Annotated in this window: 30 protein-coding genes; 6 read left to right on the top strand and 24 right to left on the bottom strand. The window is 59.6% G+C overall.

The window, feature by feature from the left end; translation table 11 throughout:
- From B4M43_RS21210 to B4M43_RS15915, 23 genes are all read right to left on the bottom strand, one after another.
- The coding region (locus tag B4M43_RS21210) for a phage tail protein (RefSeq protein ID WP_414707861.1) at positions 1 to 2,325 on the bottom strand (2,325 nt) is incomplete at its 3' end.
- Positions 2,318 to 2,926 (bottom strand): phage tail protein I, encoded by a 609-nt coding sequence (locus B4M43_RS15805; protein ID WP_296268418.1) that lies wholly within the window; start codon positions 2,924 to 2,926, stop codon positions 2,318 to 2,320. The genes B4M43_RS21210 and B4M43_RS15805, both read right to left, overlap by 8 nt.
- A 1-nt stretch (position 2,927) precedes the next feature.
- Positions 2,928 to 3,809 (bottom strand): baseplate assembly protein, encoded by an 882-nt coding sequence (locus B4M43_RS15810; RefSeq protein ID WP_296268419.1) that lies wholly within the window; start codon positions 3,807 to 3,809, stop codon positions 2,928 to 2,930.
- Positions 3,806 to 4,132, bottom strand: a complete 327-nt coding sequence (locus B4M43_RS15815; RefSeq protein WP_296268420.1) for a GPW/gp25 family protein — start codon at positions 4,130 to 4,132, stop codon at positions 3,806 to 3,808. Before B4M43_RS15815 ends, B4M43_RS15810 begins: the two co-directional genes overlap by 4 nt.
- Positions 4,133 to 4,136: 4 nt before the next feature.
- Positions 4,137 to 4,349 (bottom strand): hypothetical protein, encoded by a 213-nt coding sequence (locus B4M43_RS15820; protein WP_296268421.1) that lies wholly within the window; start codon positions 4,347 to 4,349, stop codon positions 4,137 to 4,139.
- A gap of 56 nt (positions 4,350 to 4,405) precedes the next feature.
- Positions 4,406 to 4,720, bottom strand: a complete 315-nt coding sequence (locus B4M43_RS15825; RefSeq protein ID WP_296268422.1) for a hypothetical protein — start codon at positions 4,718 to 4,720, stop codon at positions 4,406 to 4,408.
- Between the two features lie 7 nt (positions 4,721 to 4,727).
- Entirely contained in the window at positions 4,728 to 5,330 is a 603-nt protein-coding gene (locus B4M43_RS15830) for a phage baseplate assembly protein V (protein WP_296268423.1), read from the bottom strand.
- Positions 5,327 to 5,806: a hypothetical protein gene (locus B4M43_RS15835; protein WP_296268424.1), complete on the bottom strand. Its 480-nt coding sequence runs from the start codon at positions 5,804 to 5,806 to the stop codon at positions 5,327 to 5,329. The genes B4M43_RS15830 and B4M43_RS15835 overlap by 4 nt, the downstream gene beginning before the upstream one ends.
- Positions 5,807 to 5,843: 37 nt before the next feature.
- Complete coding sequence (locus B4M43_RS15840) at positions 5,844 to 6,218, bottom strand: head-tail joining protein (RefSeq protein ID WP_296268425.1); 375 nt, start codon at positions 6,216 to 6,218, stop codon at positions 5,844 to 5,846.
- Positions 6,218 to 6,532 (bottom strand): hypothetical protein, encoded by a 315-nt coding sequence (locus B4M43_RS15845; RefSeq protein ID WP_296268426.1) that lies wholly within the window; start codon positions 6,530 to 6,532, stop codon positions 6,218 to 6,220. Before B4M43_RS15845 ends, B4M43_RS15840 begins: the two co-directional genes overlap by 1 nt.
- A gap of 62 nt (positions 6,533 to 6,594) precedes the next feature.
- Entirely contained in the window at positions 6,595 to 8,646 is a 2,052-nt protein-coding gene (locus B4M43_RS15850; RefSeq protein WP_414707862.1) for a ClpP-like prohead protease/major capsid protein fusion protein, read from the bottom strand.
- The gene (locus tag B4M43_RS15855) at positions 8,573 to 10,129 is read right to left on the bottom strand and encodes a phage portal protein (protein ID WP_296268427.1); all 1,557 of its coding nucleotides are present in this window, start codon (positions 10,127 to 10,129) and stop codon (positions 8,573 to 8,575) included. Before B4M43_RS15855 ends, B4M43_RS15850 begins: the two co-directional genes overlap by 74 nt.
- A 196-nt stretch (positions 10,130 to 10,325) precedes the next feature.
- Positions 10,326 to 12,362, bottom strand: coding sequence for a phage terminase large subunit family protein (locus tag B4M43_RS15860; RefSeq protein WP_296268428.1), 2,037 nt, complete (start codon positions 12,360 to 12,362; stop codon positions 10,326 to 10,328).
- A complete protein-coding gene (locus B4M43_RS15865; protein WP_258198652.1) occupies positions 12,325 to 12,870 on the bottom strand; it encodes a terminase small subunit in 546 nt (181 codons plus the stop codon). Before B4M43_RS15865 ends, B4M43_RS15860 begins: the two co-directional genes overlap by 38 nt.
- Before the next feature lie 194 nt (positions 12,871 to 13,064).
- Positions 13,065 to 13,805 carry a hypothetical protein gene (locus tag B4M43_RS15870; protein ID WP_296268429.1) on the bottom strand — a complete coding sequence of 247 codons (741 nt, stop codon included), beginning with the start codon at positions 13,803 to 13,805 and terminating at the stop codon, positions 13,065 to 13,067.
- Between the two features lie 358 nt (positions 13,806 to 14,163).
- Positions 14,164 to 14,490, bottom strand: coding sequence for a phage holin, lambda family (locus B4M43_RS15875; RefSeq protein ID WP_296268430.1), 327 nt, complete (start codon positions 14,488 to 14,490; stop codon positions 14,164 to 14,166).
- A gap of 203 nt (positions 14,491 to 14,693) precedes the next feature.
- Positions 14,694 to 15,257: an OB-fold protein gene (locus B4M43_RS15880; RefSeq protein WP_296268431.1), complete on the bottom strand. Its 564-nt coding sequence runs from the start codon at positions 15,255 to 15,257 to the stop codon at positions 14,694 to 14,696.
- Positions 15,258 to 15,455: 198 nt separating this feature from the next.
- Entirely contained in the window at positions 15,456 to 15,845 is a 390-nt protein-coding gene (locus B4M43_RS15885) for an antiterminator Q family protein (protein ID WP_296268432.1), read from the bottom strand.
- Positions 15,846 to 16,145: 300 nt separating this feature from the next.
- Positions 16,146 to 17,471, bottom strand: a complete 1,326-nt coding sequence (locus tag B4M43_RS15895; RefSeq protein WP_296268434.1) for a tyrosine-type recombinase/integrase — start codon at positions 17,469 to 17,471, stop codon at positions 16,146 to 16,148.
- A complete protein-coding gene (locus tag B4M43_RS15900) occupies positions 17,468 to 17,680 on the bottom strand; it encodes a hypothetical protein (protein ID WP_296268435.1) in 213 nt (70 codons plus the stop codon). Before B4M43_RS15900 ends, B4M43_RS15895 begins: the two co-directional genes overlap by 4 nt.
- Positions 17,677 to 19,059: a replicative DNA helicase gene (gene dnaB, locus B4M43_RS15905; protein ID WP_296268436.1), complete on the bottom strand. Its 1,383-nt coding sequence runs from the start codon at positions 19,057 to 19,059 to the stop codon at positions 17,677 to 17,679. Before dnaB ends, B4M43_RS15900 begins: the two co-directional genes overlap by 4 nt.
- On the bottom strand, positions 19,052 to 19,753 hold the full coding sequence (locus B4M43_RS15910; protein WP_296268437.1) for a helix-turn-helix domain-containing protein: 702 nt from the start codon (positions 19,751 to 19,753) through the stop codon (positions 19,052 to 19,054). The genes dnaB and B4M43_RS15910 overlap by 8 nt, the downstream gene beginning before the upstream one ends.
- A 238-nt stretch (positions 19,754 to 19,991) precedes the next feature.
- Positions 19,992 to 20,213, bottom strand: a complete 222-nt coding sequence (locus B4M43_RS15915; protein WP_296268438.1) for a helix-turn-helix transcriptional regulator — start codon at positions 20,211 to 20,213, stop codon at positions 19,992 to 19,994.
- A 143-nt stretch (positions 20,214 to 20,356) separates the two neighbouring features.
- Here B4M43_RS15915 and B4M43_RS15920 point away from each other — a divergent pair, with 143 nt between their 5' ends.
- The 4 genes from B4M43_RS15920 to B4M43_RS15935 all read left to right on the top strand — a co-directional run bounded on the left by B4M43_RS15920 (position 20,357) and on the right by B4M43_RS15935 (position 22,801).
- Positions 20,357 to 20,971, top strand: coding sequence for a LexA family protein (locus B4M43_RS15920; RefSeq protein WP_296268439.1), 615 nt, complete (start codon positions 20,357 to 20,359; stop codon positions 20,969 to 20,971).
- A 527-nt stretch (positions 20,972 to 21,498) separates the two neighbouring features.
- Positions 21,499 to 21,690 (top strand): carbon storage regulator CsrA, encoded by a 192-nt coding sequence (csrA, locus tag B4M43_RS15925; RefSeq protein ID WP_296268440.1) that lies wholly within the window; start codon positions 21,499 to 21,501, stop codon positions 21,688 to 21,690.
- 454 nt (positions 21,691 to 22,144) lie between these two features.
- Positions 22,145 to 22,528 (top strand): response regulator transcription factor, encoded by a 384-nt coding sequence (locus tag B4M43_RS15930; RefSeq protein WP_296268441.1) that lies wholly within the window; start codon positions 22,145 to 22,147, stop codon positions 22,526 to 22,528.
- A gap of 18 nt (positions 22,529 to 22,546) precedes the next feature.
- Positions 22,547 to 22,801, top strand: coding sequence for a hypothetical protein (locus B4M43_RS15935; RefSeq protein WP_296268442.1), 255 nt, complete (start codon positions 22,547 to 22,549; stop codon positions 22,799 to 22,801).
- Between the two features lie 167 nt (positions 22,802 to 22,968).
- On the opposite strand, the gene B4M43_RS15940 is transcribed toward B4M43_RS15935, so the two are convergent.
- On the bottom strand, positions 22,969 to 24,102 hold the full coding sequence (locus B4M43_RS15940; protein WP_296268443.1) for a ParA family protein: 1,134 nt from the start codon (positions 24,100 to 24,102) through the stop codon (positions 22,969 to 22,971).
- 370 nt (positions 24,103 to 24,472) lie between these two features.
- Here B4M43_RS15940 and B4M43_RS15945 point away from each other — a divergent pair, with 370 nt between their 5' ends.
- Together B4M43_RS15945 and B4M43_RS15950 are read left to right on the top strand one after the other, a co-directional pair.
- Positions 24,473 to 24,805, top strand: a complete 333-nt coding sequence (locus B4M43_RS15945) for a hypothetical protein (protein ID WP_296268444.1) — start codon at positions 24,473 to 24,475, stop codon at positions 24,803 to 24,805.
- Complete coding sequence (locus B4M43_RS15950) at positions 24,715 to 25,824, top strand: site-specific integrase (protein ID WP_296268445.1); 1,110 nt, start codon at positions 24,715 to 24,717, stop codon at positions 25,822 to 25,824. Before B4M43_RS15945 ends, B4M43_RS15950 begins: the two co-directional genes overlap by 91 nt.
- The last annotated feature ends 23 nt before the right edge of the window (positions 25,825 to 25,847 follow it).

Raw genomic sequence — 25,847 nt, forward strand, 5'->3', positions numbered from 1 at the left:
CTGCACGAACGCGGTGGTGGCCAGCTGGGTGGTGTTGGTGCCCTTGCTGGCTGTCGGCGCCTCGGGCGTGCCCGTGAGCTTGGGCGAGGCCAGCGGTGCTTTCAGACCCAGCAGGCTTGTCACCGTGTCAGCAAAGTTCGCGTCATTTCCCAGCGCCGTGGCGATCTTCTTCAAGGTGTCCAAGGCGCTTGGCGCCAAGTCGACCACAGCACCGACCGCCGTCTGAACAAAGGCCGTATTCGCCACTTGGCTGGTATTGGCCCCCTTCCCCGCCGTAGGCGCCTCGGGCAAGCCTGTGAACTTGGGCGAGGCCAGGGGCGCTTTCAGGGCTACCAGCGCTTCCAAGGCGGCCAGCGCATTGACGGTCGCCAGCTCGACCCAACCTTCAAAGCCGCTGGCATCGTTGCTGTCATCCGTGCGCACGAACAGTCTGGTTCCGCCCGGTACCGCAAATTGCGTGCGCTGACCTATCGACTCAATCTGCAAGCCAATGGCGTCGTACCCACCGCCCAATTCAATCGCCCCGGCAGACTTTTCGCCGAAGCCAAAAAAGCAGGTGCCGCGTAGCGCGTTCAGGTCATCAACGAAGGTCGATCGCCCGGACGTTAATCCGAATGACGCCATGCCTTGCAGCAAGGCTTTCATCGTCGCGAGCTGATCAGTGTTGGTGCCCACGGCTGCCGTCGGCGCCTCGGGCGTGCCCGTGAGCTTGGGCGAGGCCAAGTTGGCTTTCTTGGCCAGCTCGTTGAGGATGGTGCTGGCAAAGTTCGGGTCATTGCCCAATGCCGCTGCCAACTCGCGCAACGAATCCAGCGCACCAGGCGCAGAGTCAACCAGCGCGGCAATAGCCGCCTGCACAAACGCGGTGGTAGCCAGCTGATCGCTGTTGGTGCCCTTGCCTGCCGTAGGCGCCTCGGGCTTGCCGGTGAGCTTGGGCGAGGCCAGCGGAGCCTTCTGACTCAGCTGGATGTCCATTGCGCTCGACAACGCGCTTAGCGCGTCCACGGTCGCCAACTCGCCCCAAGCGGAAAAGCCGCTGTAGTCCTCGCTGTCGTCGGTGCGGATCTGCAACTTGGCGCCGCCCGAAACCGCAAACTGCGTGCGCTGCCCATAGGACTCGATCTGCAGGCCGACTGCGTCGTAAGCCCCCGCCTCGGCCGGCGCACCAATAGTCCAGTGCGTGAAGCCGAAAAAACGCGTGCCGCGTAGCGCATCGAGGTCGGCCGGACGGCTGGACTTGTCTGCCAATCCATACGCACTCAGCCCCTGCAGCAGAGCCTTCATGGTGGCCAGCTGGTTGGAGCTGGTCCCCACCTCAGCGGTCGGCGCCTCGGGCACGTCCGTGAACTTGGGCGAGGACAAATTGGCTTTCTTGCTCAACGCGTCGTCGACCTGAGTCTTGGTGTAGACATCCGTCAGGCCGTAGCCGGCGGCGGTGGTCGGACTCGTCCCCGCAACCACACGGCCGTACTTGTCGACCTGCACGCTGCAATACGTGCCAGACGCCACCCCAGTGCGACCGAAGACCATCTCGAAGGCCAAAGCGGTAACGCCCAGGCTGATCGTTGCGTCAGTGACCAGCTGCCAAGCGCTGTCGCCGTTGACCGTGCCACGTTCGACCAAGACCAGCAGATTGGGCGTGACCTTCACGCTGGTATTCGCATCCGGGCAGCGCGTCCAGGCGCCGATGGCGGCCAAGTACAGGCCATTGTCTTTGGCTGCGCTCTGATCCTTGACCAGCACCCGGGCGCCTGCCGGCAATGACACACCGTCTACCGCCTGCAGGCCGCTCAGGGCGATGTTCCCCGTGGTGGCCGCGAGTACCGAATGCTTGAAGTCCTGGCGGGCCAGTTCCTCGCTCACCCATTCGCGGGTGGCTAGCACGACACTAGGGTCGATCTTGAGCTGCACGTTGCTGGCACTGCTGACGATCAGGCTCATGCGCACGACCTGGGTACGTCCAGATCCTTGGCTAAGCAGCGGCTTGTAGGTGGGCGCGCAGTTGGCGATCGCTACAAGGTCGCCGTCGCTATCGAACAGACCGATTTCGCGAATCCAGCGCCCGCCCACGTCGGCGGGGATCACCTGTTCGGCGACGATAATCGACTTGTCCTTGTCGTCGATTTTCAGCTGATTGAGCGGCGCGCGGCGCCACTCTTTGATCAGCTTGGTCTGCGACGCGTCGGGCTGGGGATCGGTGCCATTGGCATCGCCCACGGCCATGTGTGTGATGGTCCATGGGATGTTCAGGGCATCCGCGTTGGCCTGCTTAGCAGCGCCAATGTCCGTCAGGATGGCGTAAAACTGGGTGTTCTGATCAACCATATGAGATGTCCAGGATATCGATAGTGTGTTCGCGACCGCCACGGCCTACAGAGCCTGTGACTTCAATGTCGCGAATCGCCGGCGGGTATACGTCCAACTCGTCACCGTCGAAGATTGCGCCGCCGATGTAGAGGTGCCCGGCGGTTTCAAGGCTGATGGCCAGGGCCGTCATATGCCGGCTCACGGGCCGCGCGTCGTCGAGCAGCGCGCTCAATTCGTTGTAGGTTTCTTCGCTGATGCCCGAGTCGGAAACGCCTACGCGCAGAGCAAAGGTGCCGGGCACACCTTGGGGTTCTGTCTCGAACCACTCCACCACCTCGATCAGGTAGCCGAATGGCTCAACCACCCGCCTCAGGGCGCCGATCGTGCCCTTGTAGGCATGGACGTAGAACGCCGAGCGGATCACCGAGCGCTTGACCGATTCAGACCAAGTGTCGTCCCAGCGGTCGACCGACCAGGCCCATGCCAACTGGTGCAGCAAGGGCGCTGGGCAGGTATCTGCGTTGTAAAGGGCGCGCAGAGGAATACCAGCCGGGTCACGGCTGGCCGCCTCTACTGCGCGTTCAAGTTGCGTGCTATTGGAGGGAAGCAGGCTCGTCACGTCAGATGCCCCGCGTTACGGTCACGCTCGCGCACCAGGCGGCTTGGGCTTTGGTCGGCTTGAGATCGGCCCAGCCGATCAGGTCAACACGCCTGACGCCTTCGATATGCAGTTGCGCGTCGATCGCAGACCGGGGCACCTCAACGCCCAGCCGCCGGCGTGGGTTGATCCAGGCTTTTAATCGGCGCTTGCACTCGGCCAGCAACGCCTCGTTTTCCGGGCCGTTGCCGGTGAAGTACACGACCGCTTTGATTTCGTATCGCAGGATCTGCGCGCTTTGCACGATCAGCCGGTCCCCGACTGGACGCACATCGTCGTCGTTCAGGCGTTGCGTCACGTCTGCCAGCAGGCTGGCAGTGGCTGCGCCATCGTCCTCAAGGCTCAGCACCGTTACCACGACGGTGGCCGGCGAGGGGCTTTCGGCCGTAGCGTCGGCAACCAAGCCGGAGGCGTTACGCGCGTGCAGAATGTAACTGTTGCGTGGCCCGGCCGTGGTCAGGCCCTCATAAACCAGCTGCACCCGTTCCCGAAGCGCATCGTCCTCCTCAAGCACCTCTTCGATCGGCGGCACGGCCGTCAAGTCCTCGGTCTGAACGACCAGGCGCGTGAGCTGCACGTTGCCCGCCAGTTGGTCCAAGTCTGTGCCCTTGGCGTAGGCCAGCAGCAGGGCTTTGGCGGCATCGTTGACGCGCGCGCGGTCTTGCAGGCGGCTAAAGGCTGCCACTTCCAGCAAGGCCAGCACCGGGTCGCTTTCAAGCTCAGCATTCCAGCTCTCGCCCATGCCCTCGCGGAACGTGGTTAGGCTTTGCTGATAGGTGTCCTCGAAGTCCAGGCTCTCCAGCACCTGCGGTGCCGGCAGCGCCGAAAGGTCGATCGTGCTCATGCCGTCACCTCGATAATCGCGCTGTCGCCCAGGTACTGGCCGGTCAGCTGCATGGTTATCTTCCCGTCGACCACTGACACCACCCGTACACGCTCCAGTTTCAAGCGCGGCTCCCAGCGGCCAAGCGCGCGGGCGACTTCGGCCTGCACAGCGCTTTTCCACCCCTCGGTAACGGGCAAGTCGATGTAGCGGCGCAGGTTGCTGCCGAACTCCGGCCGCATCCGGCGACTGCCTACAGGCGTGGTCAGAATCACTTCGATGGACTGTCGTAGATGGGCCTTACCGGACAGCGGCTGTCCCGTGCGGCGGTCCAGTCCGATCATGGGGTTACTCCCTGGCCAAGTCCGGGTGGTTGCTCAGGTAGTTCAGGGCAGCGACGTCGTCCGGCTCAACCGATACGGCGTTGGCCTGCACCTGCAGTACGCGGTCGCTATCAGGCAGCACCAGTGAGCGCGACGTGTAAACGGTGTCGCGGAAGGTGACGCGCTCCGGGGCGACAGGTGCGTCGGCCTCGGCGTCGGTGGATTTCTTCGCGGCCATGTGTGGCTCCAATGAAAAAGCCCGCGCGCGGCGGGCTTTGAGTGGGTTGGGAGGGGTTAGCCGTGCCTGGCGACGACCTTTTCAACGTCTGCAGCCAGCGCGGCGGCCAGGGCCTGGGGCTCGGCCGTGCTCTGGACGTTGAAATTGATCGTCACATTGCGCGCCGGCCCTTCGATGTACTGGCCACCGCTCAAGGCGCGGCACAGGCCCTCGGCGATAACCTCGGGGTCGTTGTCGCCGGCCAGCAGCCGGCGCCAGTAGTCGCGCATACGCATGCGGTCACAGAACCCGGTGATCTGGTAGCCGACCATTTTGGCCACCGTTTCGCTGTCGATCCCGTTGATCGGTGCGTTTTTCCGTTGCTCAGCCATGCCTGCCTCAATGCTTATGGTTAGGGGTGTTGCCGGCGGTGTCGATGATCCTGGCGCCGCCGAAAATGTCGCCCGTTACGCGTAACGCGCCGTTGATCTGGACATTGCCCTGCAGGGTGATGCTGGGCGCCTTGACCGTGACGGCTTGTGCCTCTACTGCTGCCGTCGAGGTCTTGGCAGTGATGCTGTCGTCGGTGATCACTGCGGTACTGCTGCCAACCTTGATCGTGACCGTGCCGCTGGGCAGCGTGATGGTGTAGCTCTTGGCCTGCCAGTCGTAGACCAGCGAGCCGCCATCGTCGTAACGCCAAACCTCGACGTGATCGCGGTTGTCCGGCTGGGCACCGGCGTTGCCGTACAGGCCCGGCACAAACGTGCCTTGCGCAGGATCTCCGCTTGGGCTGATCAACGCGCCCTGCTCGCCCAGGCTCGGCGATCGCCAATGGCGGGCCTTGCCGGCGGCCAGGGCATGCCAGCGCACCCATGCGCTGACCCAATCGGTGCCGTCCGTCATCCGCACTTTGCCGGCGGCCAGATCCACAGCCACGACGTAACCTTTGATTACCCCCCCTTCCAGCATGCGGTCGTGCTGTGAGGAAACGTACGTCATGCCATGTCCGCCGGCGGCCTGTACAAGCCTTCATTGCCTGGCCCCGTATCCGGGTCGAAGGCAAAAACCAGCGTCCCGGGCGGCTCGTCGGGGAAAGGCCACTCGGTGCCACCCAGGTAGACCGTTTGCCGCCACTGCACCGACCAGCCGACGCATTTCAGCAGCTCCGGCGTGATCTCTGACGGCATGGCCTGCACGTCCTGGGTCTGGTCGACGAAGTCCAAATCCCAATACTGCCCGTCCAGCAACTTGACCAGCTTGCTGGCCAGGATCGCGGCTTGCAGCGGTGCCTGCTCGCGGTCTTCCTCAACCAGAATCAAGGCCTCAAACGTGGCCATGATGCAGGTGCGACCATCGCCAGGATCTGGCCCGGGGGCCATTCCGGTGAGGGCATAGAACATCGCCGGCAGTTGCATGCCGGCCTCAAGCACCGGATAGGCCGCGATGTTCGGTAGCTGGGGCAGCGCCTGGGTCATGGCCTGGGTCATGGCCGCGTGCAGCTGGGTCAGCTCACTAGGTGATGTCTGCTGTTCGCTCATGCTTCACCGTCAAGATAAGAGTCACCCAGCCGGTACCGTCCGGCTCCGGCCGGACGACGGTGTAAAGACCGCCGCCGTCCTCCGGGGCCAGCTCGATGGTCAGGGCGGCGCCTTTCTCTAAGCCGACCGCGTCTGCCACCGGCAGGCTGAACTGGGGTTCGCGCACGGCCTCGGCGTTGATGGCCGAGGCTAGGCGCTTGCTCCCCAGCTGGGGATCGTGGAAGGGGTTTTCGAAGATCCCCAGCACCTCACGGCCGTCCGCGCGCGTGGCTCGATCGCCGACGCGCCGCAGAATCGGCCGATCCAGGCGCCGGGCCGCGCGCTCTCGAAAGCTCGATGCCGTGGCCATTACTGCACGATCAGCACTTCGGCATAGCCGCCGGCGGAATCGCTCAGCAGCTTGCCGTAGGGCTTGGAGCCGTCAGTACCCGGGACTACCAGCGCGCCGTCTTTCACGCTGGCGGCGTTGCCGGCCTTGAGGGCAGCGTCAGCCGGGACGCTCCAGGCGCCGGCCGTGCGGTAGGTGATAGGCGCACCCTTGGCGCCGCTTTCGAGTGGCATCACCGCCAGGTCGTTGATGACTTGGGGCACGCCCTTTACCGATCCGCCGGTCGGCGCCGGCAGGGTGACGGTGTCACCGCTGTTCATATAGTTGGTCGCCATGATTCTCTTCCTCCAGAAACAACAAACCCCGCTTAGGCGGGGTGCTTGGTAGTGCGCAGCGGTTACTGGCCGGCGGACTTGTTCAAGCCGCGCGCGTCGAGCGCGGACACGCCGGCATCGATGCGGACCTTGGAAGCGATACCGTCGCTGGTAAAGCCTTCCTGCTGGTCGAAATACGGCGTCTCGATCCCGTCCAGGTAGGCCACTTCGATGGTGTCCGAGCCTTGCTTGGCCGCCAGGTAGTAGCTGGTAGCGGAATCAGCATCCAATCGCGGCTCGGCAATGACCTGGGCAAAGTTGCGGATTGGGTTGTCGATGCCGGCATTGGTGTCGGCACCCGGTACCGAGGCCGAGCGGATCAGCTGGTTGGCCTTGTCTTCCAATGCCACTGGGCACAGCAGGAAGGCCGGGCGGATGTTCAACGGTCGCGGCTTGGCGTCCTTGGCCACCGTGGCCTGCTGCAGCGCCATTGCGGTCTTGGCCGCGCTCATCGCCTCGATCGACAGCTTGGAAGCGGCGCCGGTGAAGAGGTTCTTGCGCGAGGCATCGAACAGCGGTCGATTGTCTTTCATCTTGCCGTTCTTGGTGAGCAGGTCGTAGACCAAGTCGCCAATGGTTGCCCGGGCGGCCTCGCCCATCAGGCGCGGAATCGCGGTCAGTGCATCGAGATCGTCGTTGATGATGGCCTGACGGTTGATGGTGAACAACTCGCCGTAGGTGGCCAGCTGGATGGTCTCCCCGGTATCGCCCAGGGTGATGTTCTTGTAGTCAGCGCCAGGACGCACCTCGCGCAGCGACGAGAACGTCCCCAGGCCTACGCGGCTGGCGATCTTGAAGTCGCTCAAGCGGCCTTTCTTGGTCCACAGGTGGTAGGTCTCTTCGGACTTCTCCCAGCCCGTCAGCAGCGACTTGTAGGCTGCATCGAGCAGGATGTTGCCGAAGTCGCTCGAACCGTGGGTGAACGCCAAGCCGATCATGTTCATGACGTTGAGTGTCGAGACGCCAACGCCACGCTCGACCAGCGAGGCCCGCGCCAGCTCGCGCAGGGTCATGAAGTTGAACCCGTTGTCGTCCTGCAACTCGCCCAGGCCCGCACGCGCGTAGATGGAAGCGCGCACGGAGTCGCCCACCAGATTGCCGTTGGTGATGTGGCCGTGATGGCGAACGGTACCGGTCGGGGTCGTGCCTTGGCCGATCACTTCGAGCAGCTTGGCGTTGGCTTGGTCGATCGTGCAGTTGAAGTCGTTCAGGCAGGTGTCGCGCAACGCTTCTTGCCCGGTGAAAGGCGTGAAGGCTGCTTGAATGGCAGTACGTCGGGCACCGTCAGCTGCCAGGACGCGCGCGGCGATCTGCTCGGCGGTTTCGGCAGGGTTGCCCGGCGTCGGTGCTGGCCCGCTTGCAGGCGGCATGACCGAACCGCGCGGGGTGAAGAGTTGCTGTGCAGCTGTGGGCATGTTGGTGTAGTCCTTGAGGCGGTTGGAGTTGATCGTGGCGAAGGCCTCGACCGAATCGAGCAAGGTGTCGGCAAAGCCCAGGGCGACGGCCTCAGCGCCGGTCATCCACGTTTCTGCCGTCAGCAGCGCTTCAACTTCTTCGGCGCTCTTGCCGGTCTTGGCGACGTACACCGCCACCATGCCGGTTTCGAACTTGTCGAGGGTTTCGGCATATGTGCGCATGGCCTCGGCGTCGCCGCCCTGGATGCCCCAGGGCTTGTGAATCATCATCATGGCGTTCGCCGGCATGCGGATCTCGTCGCAGGCCATCGCCACCACGCTGCCCATACTGGCGGCCAGGCCGACCACGGTACCGATCACCCGCGCTTTGTGGCTCTTGAGCAGGTTGTACATGGCCATGCCTTCGAAGACGGCACCGCCCGGCGAGTTGATGTGCAGATTGATCTGTGACACGTCACCCACAGCGCGCAGGTCTTTGGCGAACTGCTGCGCCGAGATTCCCCAGTCGCCAATGTCACCGAACAGATACACCTCGGCCACGCCGCGCGTAGCAGCGCCCTTGATGGTGTACCAGCTGCTGCCGGGGTTATTCGTCGTCGTCCCGACCGACCCTTGCGGGCTCATCAGCGGCGGGGGCTGGTTCCTTTTTTGCGTCTGCATCTGTTGGGTTCTTCCCATAGATTTGGTGGTAGTAATCCGAACTCAGCACCAGCTCGGCCGCGCGATTGGCGGCCACCTCGGCGATCCGCGAGGCCTTGAGTTCGGACGGGTTACGCTGCCGCGACCGGGCCACCTCGGCCTCGTCGGCAAAGCCTGCCTTGACCAAGATTTCCCAGGCGGTCGCCTCATGCACCGGGTTGATCCAGGGCATGACCGGGCCTTGATAGAAGGCGCCGTAGAGGGTCCGCTGATCCACATCAGGCGGAATCCGCAACTGGCCGCTCATGACGGCCATGCGCAGCCAAGCCCGGTACACCGGGCGACACCAGTAGTCGATGAACTCGTGCTGCAGCAGGTCGTAGCCCAATTGGCCCTCGACCAGCTCCTGCCGCTGCGCCGAGTAGGTGCCGTCATAGCTGCGCGCCACGCTCGAATAGGTGCTGCGCGCGCCGGCGGCCACGGCCTTGAGTTGGCCGTTGCGAAAGCCTTCAAGGAAGGGGTTCGGGCGGTTGCTCTCGATCGTCCCGACTTCCTCGCCGGGCAGCAGGTTGTCGATCACCATGCCTGGGCCAAATGGAAAGGTGCGTTGCTCTTGGGTCTGCCCTTGTTTGGGCAGCACGTAGTCGTCGGGCGTGCCTTTCTTGATGTACATGGCCAGCGCAGCACTGATCCGCGCCGCGACCCGCTCGCTCTGCTCGTAATCCTTGATGTCCGCCAAGCGGATCACCACGGCATGCAGAAGCGGCTGGCCACGGTTCTGGCCGATGCGCTTACGGTTCGCAATGTGGATCACCCGATCGGCCGGGACGCGCTTGGTGTTGTATGCCCACTTCTGCCCGACCATAGAACCTGGGTGGCCATCGAGCAGGTGGTAGGCCTGTACGCGCCGCCAGTTGTCCCGCTCAACGCCCTGAACAATGCCGGCGGAGTAATCCACGTAGTCAATTGGCAGGTAATCAGGCTCTAGCAGCTCGATGGCGAAAGGCACGCCGTGCAGGTGCGTATAGCCTGGCACCTTACCCATGAGCAGCTGACCCAGGGCCTCGCCGTCGCGCAGCCAGGTGCGGCACACCAGTCGCTCCATTTGCGGCCGGGTCAGCTCGCCCGAAGTTTCCGGCGCCAGCGACCATTCGCCCCATAGCGCTTTGATCGCCCCGGCCAACTGCGTATGCACCGTGCCGTCGTAGCGCATGGGAATGGGCTCGACGGCGATACCCGGGCCGCCGACTACCCGCTCTTCGAGCCGGTCAAACAGGCCCGTTACAAGGTCGTGATCCTCGTCCAGTTTGCGGCACTGCTCGCGCAGGGACTTGAGCGAGTGATGCAGCTCGCTATCAGCGTCTTTGGGCTGCTTCTTGGGCTTGTGCGTGCGCGAAGGCTTGGCGGCCTCAAAGGCCATGATCACGCTGCGGGCGCGCATTCGCTCGGCAACTACGCGCGGAAAGAACGGCGCCAAGGCGCGGTCGACCATTTCCCCGATCATCAGAACGTCGCCAGGGAGTGCCCTGGGCGCCCCTCGCGCGCCTCAGCGGAAGCACGGCGCTCCCACTCCAAGCGGCCTGTACGAATCTGAGGCAGCTCGGCCATCGTCACGCGACGACCTCCAAACTGCACGTCCTTACCGCCTTCGAGCAGGTCAATCTCAGCCCGCAAGTAGCGATCCACCATTTCCTGTGCGCTTACAGCCATTTGCTCGCTCCGGTATCGACCCAGCCGCCGGCGGCGGGCTGGACTTGTAGGGTTGGGGCCGCCTGCTCTGCAGGTGGCAACGTGTCATCGCCAGAAGGCGCCGACGTGTCTTCTTGCGTGTCTTCGTGTTCCTCGACTTCCCACACACCGGTGTCAGGGTTCTGACTGGCCAACAGATCCAAGTCCAGGCCGAACCGCTGCTGACTGATCCGCAGCGCGGCCAGCGCATATACAGCGCAGTCGAGTGCTTCGTTACGGCGGCCGCCGGCGTCCCAGCGCATGACGCGTCGACCCTTGATCACCACCCATTTTTTGCGCTCGCTGGTCAGCTGCTGCAGCTCGTCTTCGTCGCAGATCAGCTCGTCGGCAGGCAGATGGACACAGCCCGGCACTGGCCTAGGCCCATCTGGCTGCAGCTTGAGTCGGCTGTAGATCAGCTCCTTGGCGTTGTCAGTGCCGACTTCGGTCAGATAGACCTTGCTGCGCTTGTCCTTCTTGCGCGGGAAATTGGCGATCGGTTTGCCATAGGTGCTGGCCCCGAAGATCGGAATCACCCATTGCACACCGTGCTTACGGCTCTCGGCGCGGACCTCGTCGGAGTAGTGGCCGCCGGAGTCCCAGCACCACCGCTCTACGCGCATCACCGTGCCGTCCGCCCGTTTGAACTGGCGATGCAGCTCGCGACCTACCTTGCGGCGCAGCTCAACGCTAGCCGGATCGCCGGTGAGGATGAAGCGATGCACCAGCCAAGCCTCTTCGCCGGCGCCGTAGGCCCATACTCGGCCCTCGTAGCGGTCGTCCTGGGTATCGATACCGCCGAACAGAGCGACAGCTCGGGCCGGCAGCTCAGTGAACGTTTCTCGACGATCGCGCAGTTGTTCCCAGTCCAGTTTTTCGCCTTGGTCCTCCTCCCACACCTGCCCAAGCGTGGTGTTGATGAAGGTTTTCAGCTTGCCCCGGTCCTTGCCGACCTTGACGAAGTCAGTCGCAATCTCGATCCAAGTAGTAAATGTCGAATAACCGGTCCACACGCTGAACGTTACCGAACGAGGCGTAGCCGTTGGCTCGCCTCCAACGTCAAACCACGCCATGCTGTCGCGCGTCCAGATGCCGGAGCGCTCGCAGACCCACCGGCCCGTTTCAGCAGCGGCAGTGACCATTTCGTGATACTCGAACGTGCCGCCGTGGCAGTGCGGGCACAGGTACCAGGCTGCCTCTACCTCTTGGCGCTCGTTGAGTCGCCACTTGATACCAAACGGGTCTTCTCTGCCACCCCATTGCAGGACCAGCTCGGTACCGCAGCAAGGCGCCTTAATGTTGAACCGCAGGTCGTGTGGAGACTCGATCGCGGCTCGGGATATCTGGCACTTCTCAGAATCGGTCGGCGTAGATCCCCTGATCGATTTCTTGAACGTAGCCCCCTCCAGGCGCTTGTCTCCCAGGAACGTGGGCGCGCCCTCGCCTTCGATATCCTCGTCGAACTTCGACAGCTCGTCGTAAATGACGGTATCCGGGCTTTTCTCACGGTAGTTACGGGCGGCCTTGCCGCCCAGGCACCACAACATCTTGCGGTTGACGAAGCATTTGGCTTCAAGGGTGTTGTCGCGATGCTTCATGCCGTGCCACGGAGCCAGGTCCAAGACTACCGGCACGTCGCGGATCATCCCTTCGATGTGTCGCTTCATGACGCCCTCGGCGTCACCCTCAGTCGGGCAGTACATAAGCACGTTGCGCTTCTTGTGCTGCACCAGGTACCCGATGAATGCCATAAGCATCTTGGTGTAGCCAAGGCGGGCCGACTTCACGAAGTTGACTTCGCGGATCAGGTCATTGCCCATCGCATTAAGGATGGCCACCTGAAACGGGGCAGTAGTCCAGCGTCCCTCTTGGTAGGACGACTCAGAGGACAGGTAAAAATGCTTGTCCGCCCATTCCACCACGGTCATGGGTGGCTCTTTGAACAACGCTGTCAGACCAACGCGCATCGCGTTAGCCAGATTCGTCATCCATGGCTGAAAGGAACTCATCAAGAATCTCCGGGAGGCGCTTATCCAGGCTTGCGGCTTCGTTACGCGTAACGGCCACCTCACGCTGCACCGCCTCAAGGTGTCGAGCCTCGATGTCAGGGTGCTTTCGCTTGACCTTGGTATGCACGGTGTCGAGGGTTGAGCCGATCAGGCTCACCAGTCTGCTGATAGCGAACGTCATGAATTCGGCCGGCACCAAGTTGCGGCGCTTGACCTCGTTTCGCATCGCCTGGGCGTCTGCCTGCTCGCGAGTCAGCCGAAGCCGCTCTTGCAGTAGCTTGGCTTCGGCAAGGGGGTCGATGTCGTCACTTGTGGGTTGTTGTTTGCCGCTCTGGTGCTGCAGGCGGTTTTCGAGCACCGAACGGACATCGTAGAAGGACTCGCGGCCGATCTTCTGCACCGGCTCAACGCGCCATTTATCAAAGGCCTGCACCGAAATACCGAGGCTTTCGGCCATGCGTTTTTTGTTCAGCCAGAACGGCTGACGGGTGATCGTGGGATTCGTCATGGACTAAACAACAACCAACCTCCGAATTCAGGTCATACATAGCGAAAAGGCGGGGCCCGAATTACCCCCTACCCCCGGTACCCTCGGGAGGACCCATCGAAAATGGCCAGAAATTGACCAACTCGACCTTTCCTCACCTCCCTGCACCGCTGGAAGCCACGGAATACGGGGCCTCCAGGGGTGCGCTCAAATTTTCAGCCCCGGGCGGTCAGAATGGCATCGCGCAATGCGCGTTCAAGGATGGTCGGGCCGTGGGCCTTGGCGATGTTCGAAGCGATCTTGAAGAACGGAAAGATCACGCGGTATCGCGGCGCGCTGTTGGTGAACAGGAAGACCGGTTTGGCCGCTTCACCGAATGCGGTGTGCTTGCGCTGCCAGATGCCCGGCTCATCGTTGACCGTGCCGGTGAAGTAGCGCTTGGCGTTGCCCTTGCGTCGGCTGCGCTTGCTACCGGTGGCATTGGCCTGGAAGCCGCTGGCCGACTCGGCTGCGCCCAACCCCGATAGGATGCGGGTCATGGTGCCGCGTGACACGTTGCCGTATTGATTGAGCAGGTCATTGACCGGGACGGCGTACTGCCCGGACTTCATCAGCCCCTTAGCGATTAGCGACTTCTCAAATCGCTTATGCGGTCGCTGTCCGCCCTGTACCGCCTGCTGCAGGTACGTGTCGGCAGGTATGCCCGAGGTCCAAGCGTCTTTGAAGTAGACCTTGGCCGCGCGATTCTTGGTTGCCGCCTGAACGTACAAACTGCGCATCGTGGCCGGCGTGGGCCGGTCGATACGCTGCTTCATCACTTCCAGCATGCCGGCCTTGATCTGCTGGGCCAGCCGGGTTTGGGCAAGGATCTGCGCGAACGGGATCTGCCGCTTCTTGATATCTGAGAGTTCGCGTACAAGCGGAACGGTATCGATATCCAGTTTCCAATCGATCATGCCGCTCTCCTGTGCTCGTTACACAACACCGCTCAGATCACGCGACGGTATGCGTATGACGGCATCTTTAAGTTGTGCAGTTGCGCGATGAAGAGCAATCAGTGCTCGCTCAGCCGCATGTTGGTCGACCTCACCGTCTGCTGCCAATCTAGTTGCCAACTGTTTTACAGAGTTTTCAATCCTGCCAATGGCTGCCATATGCGCTTTTCCAGAACTTATGGCGCAAGAACAAGAAATCATTGCATAGCCTCTTTTTGAGTTGGGGCGGCCACGCTGGTCGCTATTTCGTGAGAACCCATGTGTCCTTGTAGCGAAAACGCGACTATGGCGACCAGTAACGCTACCAGCGGGCTTTTCGTCATAGCGTATCAACTTTGCGCTCAGCCCAGCGACGACCCATCTGGCGAACCTGCTCGACACCTAGCACACCCACAAATCCAGCAACGGCATAGGCATAGCCGCCAGTCATTCCGAACTTTTCAGCGCCTATACCGACCATGAAGACCAGCACGCCGCCTAAAGCCGCCTCAAGTAAGCGGCGATCCCAGCGGGGCTCCTTGTCGTCATAGAGGATTCGCATATAACTCAAGATGGTAGCTAATGCGGCAGGCATGCCGTGGTCGCGTAATGCGGCCACAAGCATGACCCAGAATGTCGGATCCTTTTCGGGGGGCATGGTCTGCATCTCGATTCCTCCCGGATCGGGAGTGCAATGGAAGAAACTCAGCGATAGCCGAGACTCAAGAATATTTTGAGAGAGTGGGTATGCAAAAATCAGCGTCGTAACTAACTCACGCAGATCTATATTGAAATAAAAAACCCGGCTATTAACCGGGCTATTGAATAAAACCTATGACGCATTAGGACAGAAATTTTTGCCCTTAAATATTAGTTTGCGATTTTGCAATCTTCAAACATCGGCGTTTTAGCAACATCTCCACGACCAGTGCATATTACCTGAACAGTCGAACCCTTCTTGATAGTCGCCATCACTTCAATGGCTGACTTCGCGAATTTGAACTGAGGCCCCAGGTAAGGGTTGCTGCCAGCGAGGACTAGGTAAGGGTTCCCCATGAAATCCGTATTTATATCAGTGACCCTGCCGCTAACCTTAACTCTCTTGCCCTTAAACTTCATATCCGCTGCAACTGTATTTTCCTCGTATAGCTGAGCAACCTGAGAGGAAAGATATGCCGGCGCTTGTGAGTCAGAAACCGGCGCAGCACTACTCGCCGTAGACTCGGTAGAAGTTGTTTTATCTACCTGTCGTTCTGATTCGCCTGAAAACACAGCAAAAAGGCATAAAACCAACCATCCGAATCCCACGATCCGAGCCAAAGTCGAATGTCCCTTTCTAAGCAAGAACCAGACAAATATGACCGGGATAAAAAGAATACCTAACCCAAGAAGAAACCCAACAGGGCGTTTTTGAGTCGTTGGCACATCGTTCATATCGCTCTCCATGGCGAGGGTTAAGACACGCATTTTGAACGGTATGGAGGCAGAACGCCATCAAATAAATCTACTGGCATCAGCCCAGCATTGAGCAGCCCTCATCCCCTAGGGAAGCCCCAGGGGGGTCTCTGTGTCGCGTCGTGAGCTGGACACGCTGCTATGGAAACAGGTCTTTATCCGCGCGGAAAGAACTTTTTAAGCTGCCTCCCTTACCTGCTCCAAGGCACAATCGATCCAAGCTACCCCGGCCTTGATCAGCTCGCGCGCTTTGGCTTCGCTTATGTTGTTTTCTCGGGCCACGCGCAGGGCGGGCCACTTTGCTCCGAAATAGAGCCACAGGAAGTCGCCCATCTGCTGGTCACGCTTGCTCAAGCGTGCCAAAGCGCCATCCACTGCAAGAGCCAGGTCATCGGTTATGACGTACTGTCTCTGACCGCCTTCCGAGGGTACGTGGTCACGCATGAGCGCAAACAGAGGTGAGACGTAACGCGGTATCCCCATCCCGTCCATACGCCACCACCCCCATTGCTCAAGCATGTACTCCGTATCACCCAGAGGTTTGTCGGTGTAGGTTCGTTTTTTCATGTTGTTACTCAATCCCCGGTGAAGTTGGAGCCACCCGCGCCACGTCGGTTGGTCCCCTGATACTGCTGCTCTGGCCCATGCGTTTCGCTGGGCCTTTTCATTTGAGTTATTTGCTGCTCTGCCGCCTGTAGCTTGAAACTGAGCTGGGTTACCAGTTCGTCGAGCGGAAGCACCAACCTAGATCCCTCAACAACCCAACCTGACCCGTTGCAAGCGGTACAAGCCAGCTCAAAAAACACCCCTCTTACTACTGCCCTCCCCTTGCATGTCGGGCACTTAACCAAGTCAATTCGGGCCTGATCAAAGCCACGGTCCGTGCCCTTTTTCACGTTCTGCATTCTCCCCTATGACTAATTCGATGATTGGGCTGCGCGCTTTGCGCGGTGTGGCCTGTGGCCCGTTGTGAGGAATGACCGATTGCACGCCCGTCAACCCGTGGATGGACGCAAAACCGATCCCGTCTAACCATGCGTGCCATTGCTCCAGTGCCTCCCGGCGCAGTCCATTGCCCTTGGTCTTGATGTAGGTATCAGCAACTTTGCCGAGTGAGTGATTCAGCAGCATTTCGCCAATGAACCCATCCACGCCCATATCCAGCCAGGCGGTACGCGCGACCTTGCGCAGGTCATGGCTCGACCATTCGCGGCTGGCCAAGCGCCGAAACACGGACGAGGCCTGGCTGGCGCTCATCGCCTGCCCCTTTCGGCCTGGGAACAGGTACCGGCCGGTATAGCCGCCGTCGAGTTGTGTGTTGCGATACCGGCGCAGCAGTGCCAACACTTGCGACGTCAGCGGCAGCCGATGTTCAGTACGGGTTTTGGTGTGCTTGGCCGGGATGAACCATTCGGCATGACCGAAGGCGAAGTCGGACCACTCGGCTTGCCGGCTTTCCCCTATGCGCGTGCCGTGGCAGATCATCAACAGGGCCAGCATGGCGTCGATGGGCGATGCGTCGAACAGTGCTCCTAGCGCGGGCAGTACCTCGCGCAGGTGATCGGACCGCAGTCGTCCATCTTTCGGCAAAATCTTGGTCTTGATGAAATTCGTGAACTTCATTTCAGCCATGGGATTGCTGGGGATCAGTCCGAGCGTGCGTGCTGCGCTCATGGCGCGGCTCAACACTCGAAAGATCTGCCGGACATAGGACGTCGAGCACGTCGCTTGAAGAGGCCACATCAGGGACTTGTCGAGGGCGGCCGGGGTGAGTGCGCAGATAGGCATGTCGCCAAGACGAGGCTGCAGGTGCCGATCTACCACCGTGCTTACTGTGCCCTTCCAAGAATCGGAAAGCGCGGCGTCACTGGCGACACGGCCCTTGAACCAGTCCAGTAGGTCGCTGAAGGTCACAAGGCCTGCGAGGGCGACTGCTTCATCTGGACGGCCTAGCAACCGCTGCCGAAGCGCTGGCAACTCAGCAAAAATCGCAGCCGGCCCGTACTCAGGGAAGCGGGCCAGCCGGTTCCACTTCCGACGTACCACAAGGAACCAAGTACCTGATTGCCGGCTCTGGTCAAAGCGAAACCTCAACCCAGGGTGACGTGGGTCGCGCAGGTCACGTACGCCGGCCACAGCGGCTTGTCGGCGGATCTCGGCGTCCGAAAGCTTGACGATGGCCGTCGCGCTCATGCTCTTCCCCGGCAAGGAAGCTCTTCCCCAAGCAGATCAATGATGCTGTAGGTGGAGGGCCACATTCTGGCGCCGTGCGATGCGGCCAGAGCCTTGTCGCGATAAAGCGCTACTGGGGGCGCTGGTTTGTACGAAAGATCGAGCCGATCGCTGCGGCAGTAAAGCGCGTAGCGGTACTCGCTAAGTTCGGGACGGAGTTCCATGCTCATGCTGCAGCCGTCCTTCCCGCATAGCGAGCGGAAAGCGAGCGCTCTTTGGTCGGAGCTGCTTTCACTGGCGGCACCCAACTGGTCGACAGGTCTTCGAAGCGGTTGTACTGGCCAACAAACGCAGCACGAACGGTGCCCGTCTCAATATCTCGACCCTTGCCGATGATGATTTCGGCAATTCCCTTGTACTCGCTGTTTTCGTGATAGACCTCGTCGCGGTACACAAACAGGATCACATCGGCGTCTTGCTCGATAGCGCCAGATTCGCGCAGATCCGAGGGCACAGGGCGTTTGTTGGGACGCTTTTCGCACTCTCGGGAAAGCTGACTGAGCAGCACGACTGGAATACCCAACTCGCGGGCAATCAGCTTGCAGCCTCGGCTAATGCTGCTGACCTCTTCGGTACGGTTACCGCCCTCACCTTCCATCAGCTGCAGGTAGTCGATAACCAGCAAGTCCAGCCCATGCTTGAGCTTGTGGCGGCGCGCCATCGAGCGGATACGGCCAACGGTTCCGATAGCCCTGTCAGCGATGAACAGTGGTGCTCGCTGAATCTTATGGGCTGCGGCCGCAAGCTGGCTCCCGTGGGACTGGCATGCCGCACCGCTCTTCACCAAATTCAGTGGAATTCGGCCCTCAGAGGCAACCGCGCGGTCGAGCAGCTGGCCCTTGCTCATTTCCAAGCTGACCACCAGGCAAGTCTTGTTCTGCTGGATCGCCGCATGCTGCGTGATGGCCATTGCCAGCGTCGTCTTGCCCATGCCCGGGCGTCCGGCAACGATGATCAGTTGCTCTGGCTGCAGGCCACCCAGCTTTTCATCGAGATCCGCCAGGCCCGTGGACAGACCGATCAGGGTTTCACCTCGGCTCAGGCGGTCGTGCCGGTCCTGCCAGACCTCTACCTGCTGGGCGAGCAGATCGCTTGCCTTGACGACTTCGACCTCATCGCTACCAGCATCAATGGCCATCGCGGCGGCCTGGACTGCGGCAATTTTGGATTGCAAGTCGCCTGCGCCCTGGGCGATGTCGAGCGCTTGGCCGCTCAAGTCGTAAAGCGCCCGTTCGATGGCGCGGTCGTTCACGATACGGGCATACGCCCGGGCGTTGGCAACGCTTGGGGTGGCCTGCACCAGCTCTGCGCAGTAGGCCAACGCGTTGTCGCCGGTGTGCAACCGACCGATGTGCTCACCAACCGTCAACAGGTCGACAGCATTGCCGGTCGAATGCAGCTCGAGGATGGCGCGGAATACTTCGGCCGTCTCGGCGAAGTAGAACGATGTGGGGCTCAAGCCATCTGCGAGGATGTCAATCAGTTCCGGGCGTTGCAGCATCGCACCCAGCACGCCGTGTTCAGCCTCTGCGCTGTAGAGTTCACGCACTGTAATTGCCCTCCACGACCTTGACGAAGTTACCAGCGTTGATCAGCCAGTCGAACGTGGCGCGGAATGGCGCAATGCCTGGTTTGCCTTGGAGTCGGCCCATCAGGAAATCGGATTCGGCCACGGTCGCGAAATATTCGGTCCAGAAATCCAGGCTTTGGTGAACATCGCTCTGGACCCACCTAGCACGGACCTGCTTTTTGCGGGATTCGGATACAAGCACCACCGCTGGCAGCTGCGGAGTGAGCAATCGGTTAAACAGATTCACGATGTCTTGCACGGGGCATGACGGCGATCGCGAATCGCGATTGCCAGCAGGTGACGGTTCAATTGATGGTTCCTTTACGGTTCTGGGGGCAGCAGGTGCCGGGGTGGGGGGCATATCCTGCCGGGGCGGTGGGGCATCTGGTGCCGGGGGGCATTTAGTGCCGGGGGCATATGCTGCCGGGGTCAGGGTGTACCAAGTCGATCGGCCGAACCGTTGATGGCTTGCCAGGACATTCGCCTCTTCAAGCCAGCGAAGCGCATTGCGAACAGCACGTTCTGAGAGGCAGGTGCGGACGCCGATGGTAGCGAGAGAGGGCCAGCAAACACCGTCATCATTCGCGTTATCAGCGAGGGAAATCAGAACTGACTTCTGCGCAGGACTCATGCCCTGCAGTGGCCAACAGGCGGTCATCAGAATGGTGCTCATAGATGAATCCCAGGTGCAGGGATGCGCTCAGGCAATGTGTTGCCTGCGTCGTGTTTGATGGGCATAATTCGTCTCGATGTGATGTTGAAGAAGCCGCCCTGCCAGGCGGTTTTTTTGTGTCTGCGATTCGGGTACTGGATGAAATCCCAGTCGTGTTGAGCATCTTTCTAAACGGCAGCACTGGCCGCAAAATTCGATTGAACAGGGCGGCGGTGCCTGGCCGTATCAGCTCACTGAGTCACGCAGCTGATAGTGCGTCGGCGGGTGGGAACACCTCATCGAGGGTCACGCCAGCACCATGGCTGTTGAAGGCGGCCACGATTTTTCGGCACTCCTCAAGGCCAGGCTTTCGACGCTCGTTTTCGTAATGGGCGATCGCGCTCTGCGTCACACCAACCGCAACGGCCAGCGCGGCCTGGGTCATGCGCAAGCGTTCGCGGATGTTCTTGATGTTTGACATAGAGGGTCTCCGGTAGCGTGCAGCCGATATTACGTTTGGTAATGCTTCACTGCAAGAGACATTACGCCCTGTCAGTGGGCGGGAACCACACAGGCCGTAATAATTACCGGATGAAAAAATGGTACGAGCTGGCTAGAGCCAGGATGAAAGAACGCCAGATCACCCAGGAGAAGCTCGCCGAACACATGGGCGTTAGCCAGGGTGGTGTCGCCCATTGGCTAAGCGGTCGCAGAGAGCCTTCCCTTGAGGTCATTGGTCAAGTGCTGAGCTATTTAGGCCTTCCTCAAATGGGTATTGAAATGGGCATTCATCCTGATTCGAATGTCCAAATGGCCCCCCAGCCGTCGCGGTCGTTTAGTTATCCAGAAATCAGTTGGGTTCAAGCAGGTATCGCCAGGGAAGCTACAGAAGTGTTGAACGTTGCATTGTGCCCTCATCATTCCTCTGACGTATGGGCCGGGGACGATGCTTTCTGGCTTAGGGTTACAGGCAGCTCGATGACTTCAACGTCTGGGCCGTCCTTCCCAGAAGGGACATTGATTTTAGTTGCCCCCGACATAGAGCCGCGCCCAGGACAGTTTGTGGTCGCGCGCATGCTTACGACCAACGAAGCGACGTTTAAGCAGTTGGTCCGTGATGCGGGTGACCTGTACCTTCGCCCATTGAACCACGCTTACAGCACGAAGCTCCTCGATGAATCGTGGGAGATCGTGGGCACTGTGCTTGATGGGAAGATGCCTACAGCAGTGTTCGTCTAATGGTCTGAACACCAAACAGTACAAAGCCCGCTTATAGCGGGTTTTTTTATGCCTACCGAAAAAACATTACGGAGGGTATTGACCTGTAATATTACGAAGCGTAATGTTTCTTCACCGAGCCGCTACAAGGCTCGAAGGCTGTAAAGCCACTGCTCTTTAAATAACCAGACGTGACCCTCTCGACGCACCCAGGCCATCACCTGGGTAGGAACAAGCTAAGTCGTCGACCACGCCAGTTAGGACTGGCCCACGCCCGGCTCTGGATACCGGGCCAACACGACCCGTTGGTGCATCTGGACCCAGCGGCCACCGTGCTGCGCTGTTAGCGCTCCCTGCCGGGGCCGAGATTAGGCGCTCTACCGGCATAGCGCGAAGCAGCGAGCAGTAATGCCCACTAGGGTGGCGAGTAACCCTGCATCGACAGCCAGAACAATAACCAGCGACCGACGCCAGCAGCGGGTCGCTGAGGTTTCACCGATTGGCCTGCTCACGCGGGCCAGACGGGAAACCAACCAAGGAGTAGGACCATGCTGATACTGACCCGCAAGGCAGGCGAAACCATCGTGATCAACGACAACATCCGCGTCACGGTGCTGCAGATGAATGGCGGCCAAGTCCGAATCGGCATCGAGGCGCCAGCCGAGATAGCCGTACACCGCAGCGAGGTACACGAACGCATCAAGGCCCAAGCTGAGGCCGCTGCCGACGCTGTCGCCTGACCCAGTTCCACTTGCTGGCCTTGGCAACAGGGGCAGACGGGAAATGAATCCTGACCGGGGTTAGCCGGCCGCTGGACTCCCAAGCGCATAAAGGGATAGCCCTTCCGCATGACGGGCTCAATGGTTGTGCGGTGACAGCCGGAAAGACGGCCCGACGGCCTGCTCCCCATCGCAGGCCGCATCGGGGTGTGATTTGTTTGCCCTGCGATGCACAGGCCCTGAGAAGGGAAGCGGAGCAGAGGAATATGGGAGGCGAAAGCCAGCAAGCCGGGCAGCCCAGACCGGACGACAGATCACACCCCGATGCGGACGATTCTGCACCGCGCAAAGCGACCCCCTGCACCACCCTCCCCCAACAACCATCGACTGCATTGGCAGGCGCCAGGCTGGCTTTTCACGCCCAGTTTGGTCACTGCGTCTGGCGCCTGACCAATGCAGTCCCCCGAGATGATTCATGGAAAAGATCACCTGCGGTACATGGACTGGCCAGCTCGGACAGGCGCTGGCACCTCGCGAACTGGAGGCCCTGCTGTGGGTCGCCCAGGGCCTGACCACCAAGGAAATCGCGCGACGCATGGGCATCAGCCCTGGTACCGCCGCTAACCGCATCGAGACGGTGCTATACAAGCTTGAGGTCGGACGCCGCATTGAGGCAGTCACAAAGGCTATGGGCCGTCAACTAATCAGCCCATTATGCATCGCACTGGCCGGCCTAATGGCCGTGCATGCCGCCCTGGGCGACACCGACCCCGTGCGCCGCGACCGCCGCGTCCCGGAACGCCGCTTCGCCGAAACCCGAATCACTCGAAAGGCCGAGGCAATCGAGTTTCATCTCTAAATCAAACAAGGATTAACTATGCACCCTGCCATGCAGCAGCGCGTTGAGGTCTTGGCCGCTTTGCGCGAGCGGACCACTAGGGTAACGGTCGACTTTAATAGTAAAATCGCGCTTAAGGCGACGGGGCCGAATCAATTTTTCAGGGTCGTTGCCAAAGGCAAGGCCTGGCACATAGTCGATATGATCACGGGCAAGACATTCGGCTTTTGCTTCACCTACAGAGCGGCTTTGCGCTTTATCGATGCACTTGAACTCGCTAAATCGAGCAGATAGCTGCAACATGGCAAAAGATGATTTAGAACGAATTGCTGAACTGACACATTGGTGCCTATATTACAGCGCAATCCAATGAGTGATCCTGGCACAAACAAAGACTGGACCCGCAATCGCGGACCCAGCCAACTAAAGCTGCTTTGAAGCATGCAATGTAGCTTTTTTATTCAAAGTAGCTTTGACACATGGCGTAGTCGACGCTGGTACCCTTCAAGCTGATTCGGCGTGCCACCAGTTCTATTTAAATGGTAACTTTTATTAGAACCAGGCTCTGGGTAGTTTCTGCCTAACTGAAGCGACTGTAATTCTACACCATTATAATCACAAATCAGCCCAAGTCGACGCATATCCCAAAGGTGCTCATGATTTGGAAATCTTGCGACATTGTAAAGATCGGCTTCCGCCTCTACCTTATCTGTAATTGAGTTGATGGTCTGACGATGCAAACGTTGAGGATCCGTATAGCTTTGACCCCCGCTTAGTCGATATGGGTTGGTCATATTTGCAATTAGCAAAAACGGCTCCGCCATTTCGAGAGTTGGAACCAGCATAGGGTTGCCACGGTAGTCGAACCATGGATTTGGATAGCGCGACTGTTCGTCTCCAACGAAACGCTTAAGACCCGAAACCGGCTCAAACATAAATTCAAGGCTTCGCAAAACTGCGAATTGGCTGGCTTGCGAGTTTGGAGAGTAGGCCGTTACCCAGTGCTCAGCTGCCAATAGCCCCATATGGGTAGTGATCACGTTGAAGTATGGATCAGTGTCTATGATCACTATCGCGTCATTACCGGGCGTCAGCTGGTCCACCCCATGCTTGATAAAGGAGCGAATTAAGAGGTATTGAGAAAATTCTGGGCCGGTTGGTGCACGCCCAGCTCGACGAGGAGGCTGAGGTAACTGCTCGATTAAAGCAATGGTTCTTTCTAAGTCGAAATCACCCGAAAGCAAACGAATATTATCCGGAAGATCCTCTGCCCCCTCACCCCTGTGATCGTTGGGCTTTATTATATAATCCCTAATATCTGGCCATCCATGCCCGGTGGGCACATTATTTAAGCAATCAGAAAGATAAGATTGCACTGTTTTTCTTGGAGAACCGCCCATCAAAGCAAGAATGCTCTCCTCACCTCCATTATGCCCCCCACCCAGTAACATTCTGGACACATCACATTGAGGACTAAGGTCAATCACATAAACAGTTTTCTTGGGGTTTTCGTGTGCAGCAGAACATGCCAACTGAAAGCTCAGCGTTGACTTCCCGATGCCACCCTTGTTAGCCCAAACAACATAACTTGACATAACTAATCCCTGTAGTAATTTAAATTTATACCCTAACTAAAACTTAGCATACTTCGCCAACCAAAATACCAAATTGCAGCCAACCTGCTTTTAGGTCCTACTGCGACTGTAGCATCTTATGCTAATGCCCCTCACCTGGAAACCTTTTCAAACCTAAACGCTGACTCGACTCCATAAAAGCTCAAATGAAGCCAAGGCAACAATTCTAGACCTGAAGCTTGATCGGTGTAGAGCTTGGATATGCTAACAGCCGGCACGCTTGAGGTTAGCGGTTTGAAACCAAAAGGGTAATCGTCTGGTAACGCGCATGCCCACAAGCGCCATATTTACCTTCTGAAATCACCTGTCACCCCTTAGCACTGGAGCCACTATGAGTACCGAAAACACCGGCGACGTCGACAAGGTCACTGAACAACGAATGGCCGACCTTCTCGGCTGTACAAAGCGTGCCCTAGAGGGTCGCCGCCTCCGCAGCGCGATTCCAGAGGGCGTCTGGATGAAGCATGGCGGCCGAATCATTTACAGCAAAAAGAGGTATGACGAATGGCTGGAAAGCCAATGGATTTACCCCCAGGGATCGACATTCACCACGGATCGCTCCGACTCCGGTTCATGTGGGAAGGTACTCGCCGAAGTGAAACCCTTCCCTACCCCGCGTCACAGAAAGGCATCAAAGCTGCATCCCAGCTTCGCGATCAAGTAATCAGCCTGATCAAACTGAACCTACTCGATCACGACAAATACGCGGAGTTGTTTCCCAGCTCCGCTGCTGTGGTGGGCGGCATGCCAACGTTCGGGGAGTACGCGCAGTTGTGGCTCGATAGCCGGGAAATTACTGCCGGCACCAGGATGAACTACAAGAGCACGCTGAACCTGTACTGGGTGCCACACCTAGCTCTAGTGCGCATCGATCTGGTCACTTCAACTTTGCTGCGTAGGATCGTGGCAGTATCGAAATGGACATCGCCGGCAGTGAAGCGCAATGCGATGGTGAAGCTGTCGACCATCCTACGATCTGCGGTGATGGATGGCCTGATATCACGCAACCCAGCCGAGTCGATCCAGCTGCCGGCCAGGACACGGAAGGAGGTCGACCCTTTCACCTTGGAAGAGGCCAACGCCATTATCGCGCAGCTGTACGCGCACAAGCATTGGCCTAGCCAGATCTATGCAGCGTTCTTCGAGTTCATGTTTTTCACTGGCTTGCGACTGTCCGAGGGCCTGGCCCTGCGGTGGGACACCTTCGACGAGGCGAAGAGGACTATCCATGTCCGGCGCACCATCGCCTTGGGTGTGGTCGAGGAAAGGACGAAAACGGGCAGAGATCGATTCGTGCTGCTCAACGAGAGAGCGCTGCATGCTCTGGAGTTTGCGCGCCAGTACGCCGAGCGCCGCAAGCTGGGGAAAGGTCAGTTCACTGAATCACCTTTCATCTTTCCGCCTGGAAAGAACGGCGAGTTCGTCAAGCAAACCTCGGACGTTCACCACCAGTGGCGCCCTGCCCTTAAGGCGCTGGATGTCCGCTATCGGCCACCGTATAACTGCCGTCACACCTATGCGACAATATGCTTAATGTCCGGTCTCAACCCCGCATTCATCGCTCAACAGCTCGGGCATAGCGTGCAGATGCTGCTGTCGACTTATGCACGTTGGATCAACTCAGCCTCTGATTGGCAGGAGCTCGAAAAGCTCCAGATTGGTCCCAAATTGGTCCCAGGCTGAAAAAGCACACTGTAAGTTACTGA

It is taken from the genome of Pseudomonas sp. UBA6562, assembly GCF_002434265.1.
Taxonomy (GTDB): domain Bacteria; phylum Pseudomonadota; class Gammaproteobacteria; order Pseudomonadales; family Pseudomonadaceae; genus Aquipseudomonas.